Annotated in this window: 14 protein-coding genes and 1 pseudogene; 13 read left to right on the top strand and 2 right to left on the bottom strand. The window is 52.9% G+C overall.

Annotated features, from left to right (window positions below; translation table 11 throughout):
- Nucleotides 1-3 precede the first annotated feature (3 nt).
- The 10 genes and pseudogenes from dapF (at nt 4) to CBP31_RS15745 (ending at nt 14,495) form a co-directional block, all read left to right on the top strand.
- Nucleotides 4-831 (top strand): diaminopimelate epimerase, encoded by an 828-nt coding sequence (dapF, locus tag CBP31_RS07725; RefSeq protein WP_322348424.1) that lies wholly within the window; start codon nt 4-6, stop codon nt 829-831.
- Complete coding sequence (locus CBP31_RS07730; protein ID WP_087036045.1) at nt 828-1,589, top strand: DUF484 family protein; 762 nt, start codon at nt 828-830, stop codon at nt 1,587-1,589. Before dapF ends, CBP31_RS07730 begins: the two co-directional genes overlap by 4 nt.
- Nucleotides 1,589-2,533, top strand: a complete 945-nt coding sequence (xerC, locus tag CBP31_RS07735) for a tyrosine recombinase XerC (protein WP_174664628.1) — start codon at nt 1,589-1,591, stop codon at nt 2,531-2,533. Before CBP31_RS07730 ends, xerC begins: the two co-directional genes overlap by 1 nt.
- 102 nt (nt 2,534-2,635) lie before the next feature.
- On the top strand, nt 2,636-3,607 hold the full coding sequence (locus CBP31_RS07740; protein ID WP_087036049.1) for a hypothetical protein: 972 nt from the start codon (nt 2,636-2,638) through the stop codon (nt 3,605-3,607).
- 45 nt (nt 3,608-3,652) lie between these two features.
- Nucleotides 3,653-4,360 (top strand): HAD-IA family hydrolase, encoded by a 708-nt coding sequence (locus CBP31_RS07745; RefSeq protein WP_087036051.1) that lies wholly within the window; start codon nt 3,653-3,655, stop codon nt 4,358-4,360.
- 43 nt (nt 4,361-4,403) lie between these two features.
- Nucleotides 4,404-6,572 carry a DNA helicase II gene (gene uvrD / locus CBP31_RS07750; RefSeq protein WP_087036054.1) on the top strand — a complete coding sequence of 723 codons (2,169 nt, stop codon included), beginning with the start codon at nt 4,404-4,406 and terminating at the stop codon, nt 6,570-6,572.
- Between the two features lie 279 nt (nt 6,573-6,851).
- Nucleotides 6,852-9,815 carry an alpha-2-macroglobulin family protein gene (locus tag CBP31_RS15735; protein ID WP_227874965.1) on the top strand — a complete coding sequence of 988 codons (2,964 nt, stop codon included), beginning with the start codon at nt 6,852-6,854 and terminating at the stop codon, nt 9,813-9,815.
- A gap of 26 nt (nt 9,816-9,841) precedes the next feature.
- Nucleotides 9,842-12,418: an alpha-2-macroglobulin family protein gene (locus tag CBP31_RS15740; protein ID WP_265414946.1), complete on the top strand. Its 2,577-nt coding sequence runs from the start codon at nt 9,842-9,844 to the stop codon at nt 12,416-12,418.
- Between the two features lie 251 nt (nt 12,419-12,669).
- A pseudogene (gene pbpC, locus CBP31_RS07760) lies at nt 12,670-14,147 on the top strand (penicillin-binding protein 1C); the annotation flags it as partial.
- Nucleotides 14,148-14,183: 36 nt separating this feature from the next.
- Nucleotides 14,184-14,495 carry a hypothetical protein gene (locus tag CBP31_RS15745; RefSeq protein ID WP_227875209.1) on the top strand — a complete coding sequence of 104 codons (312 nt, stop codon included), beginning with the start codon at nt 14,184-14,186 and terminating at the stop codon, nt 14,493-14,495.
- Between the two features lie 119 nt (nt 14,496-14,614).
- Here CBP31_RS15745 and rarD read toward each other — a convergent pair whose 3' ends face one another.
- Nucleotides 14,615-15,505: an EamA family transporter RarD gene (rarD, locus tag CBP31_RS07765; RefSeq protein ID WP_087036056.1), complete on the bottom strand. Its 891-nt coding sequence runs from the start codon at nt 15,503-15,505 to the stop codon at nt 14,615-14,617.
- 189 nt (nt 15,506-15,694) lie between these two features.
- On the opposite strand from rarD, the gene recQ reads away from it, so the two are divergent.
- Nucleotides 15,695-17,521 carry a DNA helicase RecQ gene (recQ, locus tag CBP31_RS07770; protein WP_087036059.1) on the top strand — a complete coding sequence of 609 codons (1,827 nt, stop codon included), beginning with the start codon at nt 15,695-15,697 and terminating at the stop codon, nt 17,519-17,521.
- A gap of 112 nt (nt 17,522-17,633) precedes the next feature.
- On the opposite strand, the gene CBP31_RS07775 is transcribed toward recQ, so the two are convergent.
- A complete protein-coding gene (locus tag CBP31_RS07775) occupies nt 17,634-17,933 on the bottom strand; it encodes a c-type cytochrome (RefSeq protein WP_087036062.1) in 300 nt (99 codons plus the stop codon).
- A gap of 210 nt (nt 17,934-18,143) precedes the next feature.
- Here CBP31_RS07775 and CBP31_RS07780 point away from each other — a divergent pair, with 210 nt between their 5' ends.
- Both CBP31_RS07780 and CBP31_RS07785 read left to right on the top strand, forming a co-directional pair.
- Complete coding sequence (locus CBP31_RS07780; RefSeq protein ID WP_087036065.1) at nt 18,144-19,577, top strand: protein adenylyltransferase SelO; 1,434 nt, start codon at nt 18,144-18,146, stop codon at nt 19,575-19,577.
- 17 nt (nt 19,578-19,594) lie between these two features.
- Nucleotides 19,595-19,867 (top strand): DUF3630 family protein, encoded by a 273-nt coding sequence (locus CBP31_RS07785; protein ID WP_087036067.1) that lies wholly within the window; start codon nt 19,595-19,597, stop codon nt 19,865-19,867.
- Nucleotides 19,868-19,880 lie beyond the last annotated feature (13 nt).

The following is a 19,880-nucleotide window of genomic DNA, read 5'->3' on the forward strand; positions in this document are numbered from 1 at the left end:
TCTGTGATCCACTTTTCCAAAATGCAGGCCCTCGGCAACGACTTTATGGTGGTTGATGGCATCACGCAGAAGGTATTTTTTAATCCCGAGGTGATTCGGCAATTAGCCGATCGTCATTTTGGTGTGGGGTTCGATCAGCTATTGCTGATCGAGCCGCCCTACGATCCGGATCTGGACTTTCATTACCGTATTTTTAATGCGGATGGCAGTGAAACCCAACAGTGCGGCAATGGCGCTCGTTGCTTGGCCCGCTTCGTACGTTTAAAAGGCTTAACCTATAAAGACCGCATTAGCGTGAGCACCCAAAACGGCCATGTGACGCTCACTCTAGAAAAAGATAATCAGGTGACGGTCAATATGGGGATTCCCGAATTTGACCCCGCCAAAATCCCTTTTAAGGCGCAAAAGGCCGAAAAAACCTATTTGGTGCCCTCAACCTTACAAACTGTGTTGTGCGGCGTGGTGTCTATGGGCAATCCGCACTGCATCGTAGAAGTGGACGACATTAGCACCGACTTAGTGGCCGCCTTAGGCCCTGAGTTGGCAAGCCATGAGCGCTTTCCTAATCAAGTGAACGTGGGCTTTATGCAAGTGCTTAATGCCCGTGAGATTAAGCTTAGTAGCTACAGTTGTGGCACCGGCCAAGTCTTAGCCAGTGGCAGCAACGCCAGCGCCGCCGCCGTGATGGGCATCTATTGGGGCAAGTTGGCGGAGCGCGTACAAGTGCACTTTGCTCATGGTAGCGTACAAATCGCGTGGCAAGGCCCGGGCAAACCGGTGTATATAACAGGCTCGGCTGAGCATGTATTTGATGGACAAATTAATTTATGAATAAGACCGTCAATGCCACCTTGGCTGAACCTATATTAGCGCCCAGCTTAGAAACGGACTTAGTGCCGAACTCAGAGCCAGATTTAGTATCAGAGCTCGGTGAGCAAGGCTTGAGCGACGCGCATATTGTCGACTACTTAGCCGCCGAACCCGACTTTTTTGCTCGCCAGCCCAGTTTGTTAAGCACGCTAAGGGTGCCTCATCAAGAACGCGGCAGCCTGTCATTGGTCGAAGTCAAGCTTGAGCAACAACGGCTGCGCATTTATGAACTGGAAGATGAACGTAGCGCGCTGCTGACAGTTGCCAGCGAAAACGAGCGTATTTTCCGAGTGTACATGGAGCTGATGCCGCGCTTATTTGATTGCGAAAGCGTACTTGAGCTCGAGCTTTGCATTCGTCATAGCTTGCAAGAGCAGTTACGCATTCCTGCGGTGCGTTTAATCGTGGATGGGCGCACCTTTCCCAGTGCAGCCAGCTCGGGCGGTGAGCAGTTAGAGCGTTTATATCGCGAGCGTATGGCTAGCCAAAGTGAATACTTAGGTCGGCTAGGCAAAGAAGAAAAGTTGCGCTTGTTTCAAGATTCCTTAGTGAACTCCTGCGCCTTAATTAGGCTAGGCACTAAAGGCGAGCTGGGCTTATTGGCCTTTGGCAGCACCGATGCTGGTCATTATGGCTCAGATATGGATACCTTTTTGCTCCGTCAATTGGCCGATGTAGTGTCGCGGGTATTGCCCGAGCTAGTAATGGCGCAAGCATAGTGACAGAGCAGTCTGAACCCGATAACGCTAGGGGTAGAGCGGCGCTGATTCTGGCTATCGAGGAGTTTCTCGAATATCTGCGCGTGGAGCGCCAATTAAGCGTTAATACCCGCACCGGTTATGGTCGTAACCTTAACGCCATGGCCGAGCAGTTGGCTGAGTTAGCGCTTCACTCTTGGTCGGAGCTCACCATTAATCATGTGCGCGGCATTGCTACGCGCATGCACAAAGGTGGCTTATCGCCGCGCTCTATCGCGACCAAGTTAAGTGCGCTGCGCAGCTTTTGTGATTGGCTGATCATCCAAGGCCAACTACAGGCCAATCCGGCTCGCGGCGTGAGCGCGCCAAAGCAAGGCCGACCATTACCGAAAAACCTCGACGTGGATGAGCTGCACCAATTAATGAATATCGATGAGTCAGACCCATTAGCGGTGCGCGATCGCGCCATTATGGAGCTGATGTACTCCTCAGGCCTGCGACTGGCAGAATTAGTCGATCTGAATCTGGGCGATATTCAGTTTGATGAACGCCAAGTGCGGGTGATCGGTAAAGGCAATAAAGAGCGGATTTTACCGGTAGGGCGCATGGCGTTGGAATGGCTGGAGAAATGGCTGAAAGTGCGTGATGCCATAGCCGGCGGCGAACAGTTCGCCTTATTTGTTAGCCAACGCCAGCGGCGCATCAGCCATCGCAGCGTACAACTGCGCATGGCCGAGTGGGGTGGTAAACAGTCACTATCCAGCCATATTCATCCTCACAAACTGCGCCACTCGTTCGCCACTCATATGTTGGAGTCCAGCGGCGACTTACGCGCGGTACAAGAACTACTCGGCCACGCCGACTTAGCCACTACCCAGATTTACACCCATCTGGATTTTCAGCATTTAGCCAAAGCCTACGATAATGCCCACCCTAGAGCTAAACGTGACCCCACTAAAGATTAATGAGCGTAAGAGTTTTTTATTTGAATTAAATAATATAATGCTGGCAGCGATGATTTTAAAGTTTATATTATAGGATCTCGTATCTATGTTAAGGATAATATTGTGTACGCTTATATATTTAAAAGTCCAAGGCATGAAGCCAGTCAGGCGCCATTAAAAATAAATAATAATCGAGTAGCTTTCTTTATTGAGCCAGTATTAAGACATGCCACTTTTAGCCAATCACATTGTGGACTACATTGGGCTATTACTTTTTTTAAGGACTCAAAGTTTGAGCAAACTTTAGGTGTACAGTTTAGTCGCGAGCTTATTAAAACTTCCTTACCTAGTTTAGCGCGGGCTGTTTGGCTAGATAATAAAGACAATTCTGTTAATAATACTCCTTTACTGGAGCACGCTTCACGCTTTATCCGAAACTCCGACACCTTAGAAGCAGAGCGCATTACGCCGTTAACGAAAAGCCGAGACGTACTGACCGATAGAGACGCCGTGGCTTACTTTTCTGCCAGTGAAGATCAATTTAAGCGCATAGTATTACAGCTGTGTTTGGTGGTGGCTTACCGCCAAATGTTGCAAAATACCATGTTAAAGCTAACGGAGTCTGTAAAATTGCGCCAACCCGTTAGCACGCTCGCTTTATATGAAGATATTTTACACTTTAACGCCGGTGATTATTTTCGCTATCCCATAAAGCTTGAGAGTCATGAGCTATTTCCGGTGTGGGAGCAGTTAGCACTTCACTATAAGCTGGAGGCGTTTAATGAGGAATTAACCGTTCAGCTAGCCAGTGTGGCTTTATTGTTACAAGAGCAACGCGAAAACGCGCGCCAAGAACAAGAGAAAAAAGATGCGATTGCCAGTGCCCAAGCTCGTCAAGAAAAGATCTGGCAGACGCAAAGTATGGAAAAATCCTTTAATCGCCGCTGTGCTTGGTTAGGCATTGTGCTTGGCGTTTTGTCCTTATTTTCTCTGCTTTCTTTGGTGGAATTAACGCCACAGCACTTTAAAAGCTTTTCTAATAATTGGATTACTTCTCAAGTGAATACTGTGAGTGCTGATACCCAGCAGCATTAACGGTGTTCTGTGCCCTAATGGATAGACGACTAAGCGGGAAACCAAATGCGCTTTTATAAACGACTGACGCCGGTGAAGGTGCTCAGCTTTGACCTAGATGACACCTTATATGATAACGAGCCGGTCATAGCGGCGGCAGAAGCTTGGTTATTGCAGGCGCTAAAAAATCATCGGCCTGAATCCACGTTGCTGGGGCCTGAACAATTGGCGGCTATTAAACGCCAAATTTTATCGATTGAGCCTGAGCTGAGCCACGATGTGAGCGCACTGCGACTGCGTATCTTAACCCAAGGCCTACTCCAGCAGGGCGTTGCCGATACGCTTGCCGCCGAAATGGCTGCAGAGTTTTATCAGGGCTTTCTAACTGAGCGCGGCAAAATAACAGTGCCCGCGGTTAGCCATCAAGTACTTACCGAGCTGGGCCAGCGTTATCAATTAGCGGTGATCACCAATGGCAATCTGCCCATAGAGAACACCGCCTTGGCCCCGTATTTTAAGACAGTGTTGCGCGCCGGTATTGATGGCCGCATGAAGCCGGCTGCAGACATGTTTAATCTGCTCGCCCAGCAAACCGGCGTGCAGTTAAGTGAAATTCTGCACATTGGTGATCATATCAATACCGACGTGTTGGGTGCTGTGCACAGCGGGTGCCAAGCAATTTGGCTTAATGACCAAGGGCGCAGTGCCGCCGATTTACAGTGTTTACCTCATGTAGAGCTGGAACGGTTGGAGCAAATGCTGGAGCTGTTATAATCCCCCACAGATGCTAATACTGTAAATAAACTCAGGAGTTGTAATGGATGTATCCAGCCTGCTTGACGGCATGAACGACGAGCAAAGGGCGGCGGTGGCCGCTCCCGCCCAGAACATGCTAGTGCTGGCGGGCGCCGGCAGTGGTAAAACTCGGGTGCTGGTGCATCGCATTGCGTGGCTGATGCAGGTCGAAAATGTGCCGGCCTCGGCGATTTTGGCGGTGACCTTTACCAATAAAGCCTCCGCCGAAATGCGCGGCCGGGTTGAGCAACTGCTGGGTGGCCGCCTTTCTGGCCTGTGGCTGGGTACCTTCCATGGTCTGGCTCATAGATTACTGCGCGCCCATCATCTGGATGCCAATCTGCCGCAAGACTTTCAAATTCTCGACTCAGACGATCAGCTGCGCTTGCTGCGCCGCATTCTGAAAGGCATGAATCTGGATGATAAACAGTGGGCACCGCGCCAAGTAGCCGGCTTTATTAATGCCCGCAAAGACGAAGGCTTAAGGGCCAAAGACATTCAAATTTTGCACGATCCCATTCAGCAAACCTATCAGCGTATTTATCAGGTTTATCAAGACACCTGTGATCGCGCCGGCTTAGTGGATTTTGCCGAATTGCTGCTCCGCGCCCATGAGTTGTGGCTGTATAAGCCGCATATTTTGGCTCATTACCAAGACCGCTTTCGCCATATTCTGGTGGATGAGTTTCAAGACACCAACAGCATTCAATATGCCTGGCTGCAAATGCTGGCCGGCACCCAAGCGCGGGTAATGATAGTGGGCGATGACGATCAGTCTATCTATGGCTGGCGCGGAGCTAAGGTAGAAAATATTGCCCGTTTCTTACGGGATTTCCCCGGTTCTGAAACCGTACGCCTAGAGCAAAATTACCGCTCTACCGCCACCATCCTCAAAGCCGCCAATACCCTCATTGCCAATAATACCGAGCGCATGGGCAAAGAGCTGTGGACCGAGGGCGAAGCCGGCGAAAAGATTTCTATCTACGGCGCTTATAACGAAATGGATGAAGCGCGCTTTGCGGTGGGCCAAATTCAACAATGGCAGCAACAAGATAATGTGTTGAGTGAAGTGGCAATCTTATATCGTAATAACGCCCAGTCACGAGTATTAGAAGAAGCGTTAATTCAGGCGCGCCTACCTTATCGAATTTATGGCGGCCTGCGCTTCTTTGAGCGCCAAGAAATTAAAGACGCGCTTAGCTATTTACGCTTAATGAATAACCGCGGCGACGAAGCGGCCTTTGAGCGCATCGTCAACACGCCCACCCGTGGCATAGGCGAGCGCACCCTTGGCCTAATCAGAGAAGCCGCTCGTGACCGCCAACTCACCATGTGGCAAGCGGCTTGGGCTTTGGTGGAAGAAAAGGTATTGAGTGGTCGCGCTGCCACGGCGGTGAGTCGCTTCTTAGCCTTAATCAATCAGTTAGAAGACGACACCCGCGAATTGCCACTACACGTGCAAACCGACCGCGTCATTGAGCAGTCCGGCCTAAAAGCCATGTATCAGGCGGAGCGCGGCGAAAAAGCTCAGGCGCGAGTCGAAAACTTAGAAGAGCTGGTCAGTGCCACTCGCCAATTCTTACCCTCAGAAGACGATGATATGTCGCTGTTGTCGGCATTTTTATCCCATGCAGCACTGGAGGCGGGCGAAAATCAAGCGGATCAATTTGATGATGCGGTGCAACTGATGACGCTGCACTCGGCCAAAGGCTTGGAATTCCCACTGGTGTTTATGGTCGGCGTGGAAGAGGGCATGTTCCCCAGCCAGCAGTCCGCAGAAGACAGCCAGCGCCTAGAAGAAGAGCGCCGCTTGGCCTATGTAGGCATGACCCGCGCCATGAGTAAGCTCTTTATTAGCCACGCGGAAACACGCCGCGTATATGGCAAAGAAATGTTTCATCGCCCCAGCCGTTTTATTAAAGAGCTGCCCCATGATTGTTTAGATGAAGTGCGCCTTAAAGCCACGGTGAGCCGCGCCATGCCCAATGGCCGTTTTAGCCAAGACCGAGTGCAAGATACCTTTAATGAAACCGGTTTTAAGCTAGGACAAAGAGTGATGCACCCGAAATTTGGCGAAGGCGTGGTGTTAAATTACGAAGGCGCCGGCGATCACAGCCGTGTACAAGTGAATTTTGAAGACAGCGGCAGCAAATGGCTGGTGACCGCCTATGCGCGGTTAGAAGCGCTGTAACGTAAGTCGTGAGTTGTGAGGAGTAAGGGGGTGAGGAAAAAAGCCATCACGGCTAACTCTTTACGCCTTCTCCCTCACGAGCCTATTCAGCACCAAACTAAAAAGCACCGCGCCTTAGGGTTCGGTGCTTTTTTATTGACTGGATAAGCCCCAGTAATCCGCAGAATACTTGGCTATAAACCGCTCATCATGGCAGGATTAGACAGCTTTTGTCTGGGCAAGATCTGCCTGCCTATTTAGGCTGTTATTTAGCGCAATATATGGTGAAGGGATCCTAATATGTCGACTTTTCGTAGCATAAGTCTAAGTGTGACTTTCGTGGCAATCCTAGGCCTAACATGGGCTGGCATCAGTGGCGCAGCAGATTTAGTGCCGCAACAGCGCTTCGTGATGAGCTCCGACGTGGACTTGCCCGGCGGCGATATTAGCTCGCTATTTGATACTACCTTAGAGTCCTGCCAAAAAGCCTGCGTCAGCAATAGTGCCTGTACGGCCATCACCTTTAATTCGCGCAACGGCTCCTGCTTTTTAAAAGCAGAGTTTGGTGACACTGCCGCATACGCAGATGCGCTGTCGGGTTTTATGCTGAACGCCTCCCCCAATACGGCCGCCTTGGCACAAACGCGCGCTGCTGAATTGAGCTTCTTACAGCCAACGGATCTTGCTCGGGCCACTGAATTGGCCTCCGGTTTAGCGGTACGCCACGTCACCGGCGCCAGCTCCGCCGCTGAGCATGTGGCTGCGGCCCAAGCAGAAGAGTCTAACGGTAATATGCTGCGCGCCAGTAGCCATATAGGTGCTGCCTTAAACATTACCGATGCGGCCTCAGATTGGTCTGAATATGCGCGGTTATTAAGACGTGCGGCAGCGCGCGATAAGAGTACCAGCAGCGAATTACAGCAAAGAGCGCTGGCTGCCACCATCAATGGTTATTTGCGTGCCGATACCCCCGGCCTTCGCCATAACCTATTAGTAGAAATGGCCCAAATATTAGAAGACCGCGGTCGGGGCTTAGCAATGGTGCCCGCCTTGCGCTTAGCCCAGCAGATACAAATGCGCACTGATACTCAAGCCGCTTTAGATAAAGCCATTGGCAAATACGGATTTCGAGTTACCGAGCATGATGTGCAATCGGATAGCGCGCGGCCGCGAATTTGCGTGCAATTTTCTGATGACTTAGCCAAGACAGATATCGATTTTAATAAGTTTGTGCAACTGGATGGCAAGGGTCTGACGGTTGAGAAAACCGGCGATCAGATGCTCTGTGTAGAAGGCGTGAGCCATGGTGCGCGCCATACTTTAACTTTCCGTGCGGGCATTCCCGCTGCCGATGGCCAAACCACAGCAAAGCCGGTCACCATTACCGCTTATGTGCGGGATCGCAGTCCGGCATTACGTTTTCCGGGCCGCGCCTATGTGTTGCCTAAGGTTGGTGAAAATGCGGCGCTGCCCATTGAAGCGGTGAATACGGATAAGGCAGATTTAACGTTATTTCGGGTGACCGATCGCAATATCTTGCGCGCCATACAAAGCGAGTATTTTGGCGAACCCATGTCTTATTGGCGTGAGGATAGTTTTTCAAGCGAAGTAGGCGCAGAGATTTGGCAAGGCCATGCGGAGTTAGCGATGGAAGTGAATCGTGACATGACTACGCGTCTGCCGATGAGCGAGGCGCTAGCGGGCCAAGGTGCGGGTATTTTCGCGCTGCGCGCCAGTATGCCCGGCAAAGATAGCTACGAGGTAGCACCCGCTTGGCAGTGGTTTGTGGTGTCTGATCTGGGTATTAGCACCTTAAGTGGTACCGATGGTTTGCACGTGGTAGTGCGCAGTCTAGGTACGGCGGATGCCAAGTCTAAGGTGACGGTGGAGCTGCTGAGCCGCAGTAATGAAATATTGGGCAGGTTACAAACCGATGCTCAAGGGTATGCGCTATTTCCTGCGGCATTAACCCGCGGCGTGGGCGCGTTGGCGCCGGCCATGATTGTTGCCAAAGAAGGTGTAGTAAAGAAAGGGAGCGCTAAAGAGGGATCCGCTAATGAAGGCGCGGCGGATATGGCGTTTCTCTCACTCACAGACCCAGAATTTGACCTGTCGGATCGGGGCGTTGAAGGCCGTGAACCGGCACCGCCCATAGATGTGTTCTTAACCACAGATCGCGGCGCCTATCGTGCCGGAGACACTGTCTATGCCACAGCTTTGAGCCGTGATGCTAATGCCGCAGCGATTACTGGCCTGCCGTTAACGGCCATCGTGAAGCGCCCCGATGGCGTGGAATATTCCCGAGTGGTGGCAGCAGACGCAGGAGCCGGTGGCCATGTGTTTGCGCTGCCGATTGCCGGCAGTGCGCCTCGTGGCGTATGGCGCCTTGAAGTTAAGGCCGATCTGGACGCGCCAGCGCTCACCGCGAAAACCTTCTTGGTGGAAGACTTCTTACCCGAGCGCATTGATTTCAGCCTGAACTTACCAGACAGCCCAATACGCTTGGGCGATACACCAGAGCTAACGTTAGATGCAAAATACTTATTTGGCGCCGTAGGTAGCGATTTGAGCGTGGAAGGTGATGTGACGTTACGCGCCGCCAACGGCTTAGCGGCTTTTCCTGGCTACCAGTTTGGCCGCGCGGATGAGCCATTTCAAACCCAAATGGCCGGCTTTAGTGGCCAAACTACCGACGACCAAGGTCGAGCGGTAATTGCGTTACCTATGCCTGAGGTGACCGATCCCTTACGGCCATTAGAAATGACAGTAGCGACACGGGTGGCGGAAGGATCGGGCCGTCCGGTGGAACGCCGTATTACCCGCGCGCTGCAACCCAGTGCCCCCATGATTGGCGTAAAACCCCTATTCGATGAGGTGGTAAAGCAAGGCTCCGAGGCTAAGTTCTCGCTGCTGGCGGTAGGCTCTGATGAAACTGCCACCACCATGACGGTAACCTGGGAATTATCGCGCATTGAAACCCGCTATCAGTGGTATCAAGAATATGGCGATTGGCGTTGGGAGCCTGTCAGCCGCCGTGAGCGGGTGGCGGATGGCCGAGCAGAGTTAGGGAAAGAGCTAGGGAACGAATTAGGTAAAAAGTTAGGTGCAGCGGTAGAAATTTCAGCCCCCGTGGACTGGGGCGAATATGAGCTGGTGGTCAGCCAAGTGGACGGTGGTGATGCAGCTACTTCCAGCCGTTTTTATGCGGGCTGGTATGCGCCGGCGGATGTGACTTCTACCCCGACACCCTGGAATTATCCTTAGACAAGCCGGCCTATAAGTCTGGCGAGGTGGCGCAATTACGCATTGTGCCCCGTGCCGCCGGTACGGCACTGGTGTATGTGCTGTCCAACCGCCTAGTAACCATGAAAGTGGTGAAGGTAGCTGAGGGTGAAAATACCATCAAGTTGGATGTTACCGACGATTGGGGTACCGGCGTTTATGTGTCTGCGTCTGTGTTACGACCCATGGATGTGGCCGCCGGCCGTAATCCGGCCCGCGCCTTAGGATTGGCGCACGCCAGCATAGCGCCGGGCAAGAAAGCGTTAACTGCAGCCGTTGAAGTGGCAGCAGAAGTGGCGCCCCGTAGCCCGATGGAGATTGCCGTGAAAGTGGATGGCATAGCTCGGGGTGAAACCGCTTACGCCACCATAGCGGCGGTGGATGTGGGAATTTTAAACATCACCGCCTTTACCGCGCCGGATCCCAAAGGCCATTATTTTGGCCAGCGTAAGCTGGGTGTGGGCATGCGCGACTTATATGGCCGTTTAATCGATGGCCTAAGTGGTGCGGCGGGCACGGTGCGCTCCGGTGGTGACGCCGCGGCACAAGCCCGCATGCAAGCGCCGCCACCCACCGAAGAATTGGTGGCCTACTTTACCGGTCCGGTCACCGTAGATAAGGACGGCTACGCCCGTACCACTTTTGATATGTCCTCGTTTAATGGCACGGTGAAAGTGATGGCGGTGGTGTGGTCTAACACCGCCGTTGGCCAAGCCGACGCCGAAGTACTGGTGCGGGATCCGGTGGTGGTTACCGCATCAATACCGCGCTTTATGTCGCCCAATGATGAAAGTCGCATGTTGCTCGAAGTGGTGCACGCCACAGGACCGGCAGGCAAGATGGGCTTAAAGTTGTCCGCAGAAGGGCTGACCCTAGGCGAAGTGCCTAACGAGTTTGCACTGGCGAAGGGCGCAAAGGCGACGTTTTCGGTGCCCATCACCGCCGGTGCAGAGGGGCTGCAAAGTGTATTTGTTTCGCTCACTACGCCTGACGGCAAGCAGTTAACCAAAGAGTTAGTGATCCCAGTACACAATGGGGATCCGGAAATTTCACGTACTCAACGTCTGGAATTAGCCGCCGGTGAGTCTTTTACCCTCGACCAAACTGCCTTTGCGGACTTTGCTCCTGGCTCTGGGCTGGCGACTTTGTCGGTAGGGCCGATTGCGCGCTTAGATGTGCCCGGGCTGCTGGCATCTCTAGATCGTTATCCTTACGGCTGTACCGAACAAGTGACTTCGCGCGCACTGCCGCTGCTTTACTTTGATCAGGTGGCCAAGGCGATGCAGCTAAAAGGGGCAGAAGATCTCCCCTCGCGCATCAGTAAGGCGGTGGGTGAAGTCTTGACTAACCAAAGCTCCGAAGGCGGCTTTGGCTTATGGGGCCCCAGCTCCGGGGACTTTTGGTTGGATGCCTATGTCACCGACTTCTTAAGCCGGGCCAAGGCTCAAGGCCACGGGGTGCCCGATGTAGCGTTTCGCTCCGCATTGGATAACTTGCGCAACCGCGTCAACTATACCGCTGATTTTGATGAGGGCGGTGAGGCGCTGGCCTATGCGCTGATGGTGTTAGCTCGTGAAGGTGCGGCCACCATTGGCGACTTGCGCTATTACGCCGATGTGAAAGGCGATGCTTTTGCCACGCCCATAGCCCAAGCGCAACTGGCGGCGGCTTTGGCCAGCTATGGCGATCAAAAACGCGCCGATACCATGTTTAATAAGGCGGGTGCTAGGGTGGCGGCTTATAAGTCGCTCACCGAGGCACAAATTTACCGTGAAGATTATGGCAGTCGTCGTCGCGATGTGGCCGCAGTGCTGACCTTGGCCACGGAAGCTAAATCGAAGGCGTTGGATGCGGAAGTGTTGGCGCTCAGTTTGCGCCCAGATGGTCGCAGTTTGTCTACACAAGAAGCCAGCTGGACATTATTGGCGGCTAACGCCTTAATTGAACAGCCCGGTAATGATGGTATTACCTTAAATGGCAAGCCGGTGGAGGGGCCCTTAGTACGAGTACTAAAAGCGGATGCTACTCATACCGATGGTGCTAAGGCTGATAGCGTTAAGGCGTTGACCGTTAGTAATGGCTCCAATAAGCCGACCACGCTTACGCTGACCACCTATGGTGTGCCACGGGTGCCCGAGTCTGCCACGGGTAATGGTTATGCTATTACGCGCAGCTATTACCAGATGGACGGCGTGCCGGTTGATTTGGATTCCGGCGTAAAAGCCGGTGATCGCATGGTGGTGGTGCTAGAAGTGGTGCCGTTCGGTAAGGCCCAAGCGCGCTTGATGTTAGCGGACCCGCTGCCCGCCGGTTTTGAGATTGATAACCCGAATCTGTTACGGGGTGGCGAAGTAGGGGGGCTGGATTGGCTGAAGGTGCAAGAAGATGCACAGCATAGCGAATTTCGCCAAGACCGCTTTATCTCTCAGGTGGATTGGGAAGGCAGTAATACGCTGCGCTTAGCTTATGTGGTGCGTGCCGTGTCGCCCGGGCAATTTCATCATCCGGCGGCCTCGGTGGAAGATATGTATCGCCCGGATTACCGCGCCCAAACGGACGCGGGCCGGGTGACCATCAGCGAGTGATACGCACAGCTTGGCTTAAGTTCGCGCTGGGGCTTACGTTAATACTGAGTTTAAGCGGCGCTTTACTGCTGTGGCTGGCTGTCGAGGCGCTAGATAGGTGGGTTGAGGCCACAGCGTTACCCAGCTTAGCGGTAGAAACCTCGGTAGAAGTTCTGGCTCAAGATGGCCGCTTGTTGCGCGCGTATACGGTGGCGGATGGCCGCTGGCGCATGGCGGTCGAGCCAAATGCTGTAGACCCGGACTTTACCGCCATGTTGGTCGCTTATGAAGATAAACGTTTCTATCAGCATAACGGCGTGGATATCTTAGCGGTGTTGCGCGCGGTGGCGCAGGCGGCGTGGCAAGGGCGAGTGGTCTCGGGGGCTCAACCTTAACCATGCAGGTGGCGCGCTTGCTGGAGGACAGCGGCACCGGCCAAATAAAGGGTAAGCTGCGCCAAGCACGGCTGGCGCTGGCCTTAGAGCGTACATTGAGTAAGGCGGAAATCTTACAGCTTTACTATCAAGTGGCACCCTATGGCGGCAATCTTGAAGGCCTACGCGCCGCGTCTTTGGCCTATTTTGGCAAGGAGCCTCTGCGCTTAACGCCTGCGCAAGCAGCATTGTTAGTGGCTTTGCCCCAATCACCCGAAGGCCGTCGGCCAGATCGCGCCCCCCAAGCCGCCACCTTGGCCCGAGAAAAAGTGCTGGCGCACGCGGTGGGCGCTGGGGTGATCATGGCGGACCAAGCTCAAGCCGCCAACCGTGAGCCTATGCCTACACGGCGTAAAAGTTTTCCGGCGTTGGCGCCACACTTAGCCGACCGTATCGTAGCGGCAACACCCACCACTCAACTGCACCGCACCAGCCTAGATGCCAGCTTGCAACGCCGACTCGAAGAGTTGGCCACTCAAGCGGTTACCGCCCACGGCGATCGTTTACAGGTGGCTATGGTAGTGGCGAATCACGGCAGCGGCGAGGTGTTGGCATCGGTAGGCTCTGCCGCCTATCGCGCCGATGCCCGATTAGGCTTCGTCGATATGACTCGCGCTTTTCGCAGCCCCGGCTCCACCTTAAAACCCTTAGTCTATGGCCTAGCGTTTGATGAAGGCTTGGCCCATCCCGAAACTTTAATTGAAGACAGAGCCATGGATTTTGGCGGCTATGCGCCGCAAAATTTCGATAAGATTTTTCGTGGCGAAGTACGTATTCGCGAGGCATTACAGCTGTCGCTTAATCTGCCAGTAGTCGCACTCACCGATGCGCTGGGCCCAGCTAAGTTGATTTCGGGTTTACGCCGAGCCGGAGTAGAGGCGCGGGTGCCCGGTGGTAAACCAGGTTTAGCGGTGGCACTGGGCGGCGTGGGTGTGACGCTAGAAGATATGGTAGGACTGTACGCCACCATAGCCCGCGGCGGCGTGTCGCGACCGTTACATTTTACGGTCGATAACAGCATGGCTGAAGCGGGTAAAAGTACCCAAGGCCTACGCGTGATGTCGGCGGTGGCGGCGTGGCAAGTGGCGGATATATTATCGGGCGTAGCACCGCCAATCGGCGCACCGGTCAACCGCCTACCGTATAAAACCGGCACCAGTTACGGGCACAGAGATGCCTGGGCCATCGGCTTTGATGGCACTCATGTGATCGGAATTTGGATGGGCCGAGCCGATGGCACGCCAGTACCCGGCGTATTTGGCGCAGATTTAGCCGCTCCCTTGCTCTTTCAAGCCTTTGCCCGGGTGAAGCGCAAATTGGATCCTTTGCCGTTACCGCCGCCAAGCACCTTGATGGTCGCTAACGCCAGCTTGCCTCAGCCGCTGCGTAAGTTTCGCCCCCGCAACGGGGCCTTTATCGCCGCGGATGCCCCTAAGGTGGACTTCCCGCCCGACGGCGCTGAGGTGGAGCTAATGTCGAACAGTTTATTACTGCGAGTACGCGGCGGCACCGGCCCCTTTACTTGGCTGGCCGACGGCGAACCGGTGGTGGTGTCGGCCCGCGGGCGAGACCAGCTGGTAACAATGCCCGGACCGGGCTTTGTGGAATTATCCGTTATCGACAGCACCGGCCAATCCGCCCAAGCCAAAGTAAGATTGCGTTAAAACGAACCAGCAGTGATAAAAAAGCCAGCTATGCTGGCCCGCCGAATAAATTGGCGGCTACGAGTGCGGTGTTTCTTCTTTGGCTGATCGCTGTTTTACACCGCCTCACTCTTTACGCCTCACACCTCACGCGCTCTGCGATGCTTAATGCCATCCCAGCTGTAAATCACTAACGAGCACCAGATCAGGGCGAAGGTAATGATCTTGTCTTGAGTGAAGGCCTCATCAAAAAGCCCCACCGCCACTAAAAACATCAGGCTGGGGCCGATATATTGAAAGAAACCTAAGGTAGATAATTTAAGCCGTTTAGCGGCACCGGCAAACAGCAACAAGGGTGCTGTGGTCACAAGGCCGGCAGAAACTAGCCACAGATTAGTATTCAGCGAATTCACACTTAGGTTACTGGTGGGACTGTCGGCAATAAAGAATAAGTAAATTGCCGCCAGCGGTAACAGCACTAAGGTTTCTATGGTTAAGCCAGTAATGGGATCCACCGGTACTTGTTTGCGAATTAGCCCATACAGGCCAAAGGAGATAGCCAGCACTAAGGCAATCCAAGGCAAACTGCCAAATATCACTAATTGGAGCACCACACCACTGGCCGCCAGCGCCACCGCCCACCATTGCATGCGCCGAAAGCGTTCACCCAAAAATAGCATGGCCAGCACGATATTAAACAGCGGATTAATGTAATAGCCCAAACTGGCATCTAGCATATGGTTGTTGTTTACTGCCCAAATAAACACCAACCAATTTAAACCAATAATGACGGACGACAAGGTTAGCAACAGCAAATACTTGGGCTGGCGTAACATGGCCCGCACTCGCGGCCAAAACTTCAGCACACTTAGCAACACCAGCAGCAGCAAAAAAGACCAAATCACCCGATGCGTTAAAATCTCATAGGCAGGAATATGCGTCAGCTGCTTAAAGTATAAAGGCGCTATGCCCCACAACGTATAAGCTCCCACCGCATACAGCGCGCCCTTTGTACCCTGATCTTTTTCCATAATAAATATCTAATATAAAGCAGGAGTGCAGTGTAACTATCGCCAGCCCGAATTGGCTAGCAGTAAAGCTTGTTAACTTGCTTGCTCAAGGCTCACACCGAGCTCGGTACGTTCGTCAATTATCGGCGAGCTTCATTGTTTGGCCCCCCTGTTCTACAATGGAGGTCCGCTTTTATCCTGCAGGCTGAAATGACTCCCTTGACCGAACAAGTTGATTCCGTTCCTATTCCCGACACTCCCTTGGCGGTTTTGCAGCAGGTGTTTGGCTATCAGAGCTTTCGTGATGGCCAGCAAGAGATCATAGATACCGTCATAGCTGGGCGCGATGCCTTGGTGATTAAGCCGACTGGTGGCGGTAAATCCATCTGTTATCAAATTCCTGCTTTGTTGCGCTCCGGCCTCACTATTGTGGTGTCGCCGTTGATTTCCTTGATGAAAGATCAGGTGGATAGCTTAGTTGCCAACGGCGTGGCGGCGGTCTATATCAACAGCACTCTTAGTCGTGAGGTAATGCACAATCACTTAACGGCCATGCGCCGCGGTGAAGTGAAATTGGTCTATGTATCCCCAGAGCGCTTACTGCAGCAAGAGTTTATGGAGCGACTGGGCGAATTAGAGCTCGGCTTATTTGCCATCGATGAGGCGCACTGTATTTCTCAGTGGGGCCATGATTTTAGACCCGAATATGCGCTACTGGGCCGACTCAAGCAGTGGTTCCCCCATATTCCGGTGATGGCATTAACGGCCACCGCAGACGAAGCCACGCGCCAAGATATGCTGAGTCGGTTGAATTTAACCGACCCTTTAATCCATATCTCCAGCTTCGACCGACCCAATATTCGCTACACCTTAGTCGATAAATTTAAAGGCGCCGACCAGCTGCTGCGTTACGTAGCTGACCAGCCCGGCTTATGTGGCATTGTGTATTGCTCGAGCCGCAAGCGGGTTGAGGAAATGGCCGAGCGTTTGATTAATCGGGGCCATAAAGCTGCCAGTTATCATGCGGGTTTGCCGCTAGAGGTACGCCAATCGGTACAAGAGCGCTTTACCCGTGACGATCTCGATATAGTAGTGGCGACCGTGGCCTTTGGTATGGGCATCGATAAGCCGAACGTGCGCTATGTAGTGCACTATGATATCCCAAAAAATATCGAATCTTATTATCAAGAAACCGGTCGTGGCGGTCGAGACGGTCTGCCCGCAGAAGCCTTGTTGCTCTACGATCCAGGCGATGTGGGTCGGGTACGCCGATTGTTAGAAAACAATGAAAACGCCCAACAGACCCAAGTCGAGCTCTATAAGCTGAACGTAATGGCGGCCTTTGCCGAGTCACTGACGTGTCGGCGCCAAGTGCTGCTAAATTACTTTGGTGAATATCAGCGGGAAGCTTGCGGTAACTGCGATATTTGTTTGGATCCGCCTACCCGTTATGACGGTAGCCAAGATGCGCAAAAGGCGCTGTCTTGTGTGTATCGAGTTGGGCAGGGCTTTGGCGTGACGTATGTGGTGGATGTGCTGCGCGGTGCCGATACTCAGCGGGTGCGCGAATACGGCCACGATAAGCTTTCGACCTATGGCATTGGCAAAGATAAAAGCCAAGAGCACTGGGTGAGTGTTATTCGCCAACTTATTCACTGCGGCTTACTCAGCCAAAATATAACCCGCAATATGGTGTTACAGCTCACGGAAGCGGCGCGGCCGGTATTACGCGGTGAAGTCAGCCTAGAGTTGGCCGAGCCGAGAATGGTACGGGTAAAAACCAAAGATAAAAGTGATGCGGCCTTAACCAAGCCTGAAGACAAAGCCTTGTTTCAGGAGATGCGCAAGTTACGCAAGCAATTAGCCGATGAGGCAGATGTGCCGCCGTACGTGGTATTCAGTGACGCTACGCTTATTGAATTAGCCCGCTATCGCCCGAAAACCGAAGCCGAGCTATTAAGTATCAATGGCATAGGCGCGCGTAAGTTAGAGCGCTACGGCGTAGCGTTTTTAAGGTTATTACGCCAGCAGAACTAGCAGGTAGAGCTGCCAGCTTTTAGCCGTCAGAAAAGTCCACACCAAGCTAAAACTAAAAAGCACCAAACCTTGAGGTTCAGTGCTTTTTTTGACTTACGGCTTACCGCGGCTCTTAAAAATTTGCGTAATAAGCGGCTAAGTCGGCGATATCTGCATCCGACAATGGCTTAGCCATAGGCGCCATAATGGGATTATTACGCTCGCCATTGCGGAAATGTTGTAACTGGGTAGCCAAGTAGGCTTCTTTTTGACCGGCTAAATTCGGATAAATCTCCAAAGAAGAGATACCCTCTGGCCCGTGACAGGCGGCGCAAACTGCAGATTTAGCTTTACCTGCATCCGCATTACCCGCAGCAAAAGCAGGGGCGCTCAGTAGTGCGAAAGTGACTGCGGCTGTCATCCATTTTTTCATGATGAAACTCCGTTATTATTAGTGAATTGAGAAGATTGCTTCGAGACTTAATAACGGTTGCGGACAAGGGGCTGCTGACCCAAGCGCCCATATACTTGGCTTAGGTGACACTTTTCCTACTAATCGACAATCGTTATTGAGTGGGCGGCGGCAGTATAATGTAAGTCAGGGTGAAAGATAAAACCCAGTTAATGGCCATAGGACAAAAACATGCGCTTAGATAATCAATATGCTCAATTTTCGTGGGCCGGCTCTGTGGTGCAACCCAGTCCTTTGCTCTCGCCTACCTTGTTGTTACTTAACGCGGAGCTTGCTGAAGAGCTGGGTATTGAGCTTAGCCAGGAACAATGGCGGGATTTAGTCAGTGGTCATTGGTTGGCGGAGGGCATGGTGCCGTTTGCTCAAGTGTATGCCGGTCATCAATTTGGCGGTTTTAGCCCCCAGTTAGGCGACGGTCGTGCCCTGTTACTGGGCGAGGTGATAACACCTAATGGCCAGCGCTGGGACTTAAATCTTAAAGGCGGTGGCAAGACGCCTTATTCGCGCTTTGGTGATGGTCGCGCCGTGTTGCGCTCTTCACTGCGCGAGTATTTAGCCTCAGAGGCTCTGTATCATTTAGGTATTGCCACCACGCGCGCACTGGCATTGGTGACCAGCAAACAGCCGGTTTATCGAGAAGAGGTAGAAGCAGGGGCCGCCGTATTGCGCGCCGCCCCCAGCCATTTACGCTTTGGCCATTTTGAGTATTTTTACTACTCCGGCAAGTCTGAGCATATTCCGACCTTGCTCGATTATTTAATTGATACCCAGTGGCCGGATTTAACCAAAGATGCGGCCGGCTATGGCAATTTATTTGCGCGGGTGGTGGAAAAAACCGCCGACGTGATTGCTCAGTGGCAGTTAGTGGGCTTTTGTCATGGGGTGCTCAATACTGACAATATGTCGATGCTGGGCTTAACGCTGGATTACGGCCCCTACGGCTTTTTAGATGCGTATGACCCTCATCATATTTGTAATCACTCAGACTCTGGCGGTCGCTATGCCTACGATCAGCAACCTGCGGTGGGCTATTGGAACTTGCAACGCTTGGCTCAATCATTATCGGGTTTTGTCGAGATGGACGCCTTACAAACGGCACTGGGTAAATATGAGCGGCAATTAATGTCTGCTTATTCCGAGGGCATGCGCCAAAAGCTGGGCTTAACCGCGTGGGAAGACGCAGATCCCGCATTGTTTCGCGATATGTTTAACCTAATGGCCACCCATAAAGTGGACTACACTTGCTGGTTTCGACGCTTAGCGGGCGTGTCGGCAAGTGGTGAGATACCCGCCGACTTAGCTGCCTTATTGGCGAATGCCGAATCCTTTAGCTCTTGGTTTGAGCAATACCAAGCGCGTTTAAGTCGAGAAGGCACAGCTCAAGCTGAACGCGTGCGTTTGATGAATAGCGTCAATCCCAAATACATACTGCGCAATCACTTGGCACAACAGGCGATTACGATGGCGGAGCAGGGCGACTTAAGTGAGGCGGATACTTTGTTAATGCTGTTGGCGCGCCCCTTCGACGAGCAGCCGGAATTTGAAGCTTATGCAGAGCCTGCACCGGCTTGGGCCTGCGATCTGTCTATTTCTTGTAGTTCTTAAGGGTGACCATAGTAAATATGAGTATGTTAAACACCGCACAACCCCTGAGTTTCGAGAGGTTTCCCGCTTGGGCCGAGCACTTGATAGCGGCGTTGGATCTTGAGCTTATCGAGCGCGAGCAGGGTGCGGATTATCAGCAATGGCTGTTAGGCTTTGAAGGCAGTCGCGTATTGTTGTGCTTTGAGCATTATGGAAACTGCGCTTGGCTACAGCCCTTTAGCGCCGCCGATCAAGAGGTAGCGGCTTGGCTAACCGAGCAGTGGAACCGGCCTTCGGCAGTGGTCTGTTAAGGGCAAGGCTTAC

The sequence above is a fragment of the Oceanisphaera profunda genome, assembly GCF_002157895.1.
Taxonomy (GTDB): Bacteria; Pseudomonadota; Gammaproteobacteria; order Enterobacterales; family Aeromonadaceae; genus Oceanimonas; species Oceanimonas profunda.

Excerpts from the sequence above, each read along its gene's own strand:
- CBP31_RS07730 (WP_087036045.1), top strand. The coding sequence starts at position 828 with ATGAATAAGACCGTCAATGCCACCTTGGCTGAACCTATATTAGCGCCC.
- CBP31_RS07745 (WP_087036051.1), top strand. The coding sequence starts at position 3,653 with ATGCGCTTTTATAAACGACTGACGCCGGTGAAGGTGCTCAGCTTTGAC.
- uvrD (WP_087036054.1), top strand. The coding sequence starts at position 4,404 with ATGGATGTATCCAGCCTGCTTGACGGCATGAACGACGAGCAAAGGGCG.
- CBP31_RS15735 (WP_227874965.1), top strand. The coding sequence starts at position 6,852 with ATGTCGACTTTTCGTAGCATAAGTCTAAGTGTGACTTTCGTGGCAATC.
- CBP31_RS15745 (WP_227875209.1), top strand. The coding sequence starts at position 14,184 with ATGGTCGCTAACGCCAGCTTGCCTCAGCCGCTGCGTAAGTTTCGCCCC.
- rarD (WP_087036056.1), bottom strand. The coding sequence starts at position 15,505 with ATGGAAAAAGATCAGGGTACAAAGGGCGCGCTGTATGCGGTGGGAGCT.
- recQ (WP_087036059.1), top strand. The coding sequence starts at position 15,695 with ATGACTCCCTTGACCGAACAAGTTGATTCCGTTCCTATTCCCGACACT.
- CBP31_RS07775 (WP_087036062.1), bottom strand. The coding sequence starts at position 17,933 with ATGAAAAAATGGATGACAGCCGCAGTCACTTTCGCACTACTGAGCGCC.
- CBP31_RS07780 (WP_087036065.1), top strand. The coding sequence starts at position 18,144 with ATGCGCTTAGATAATCAATATGCTCAATTTTCGTGGGCCGGCTCTGTG.
- CBP31_RS07785 (WP_087036067.1), top strand. The coding sequence starts at position 19,595 with ATGAGTATGTTAAACACCGCACAACCCCTGAGTTTCGAGAGGTTTCCC.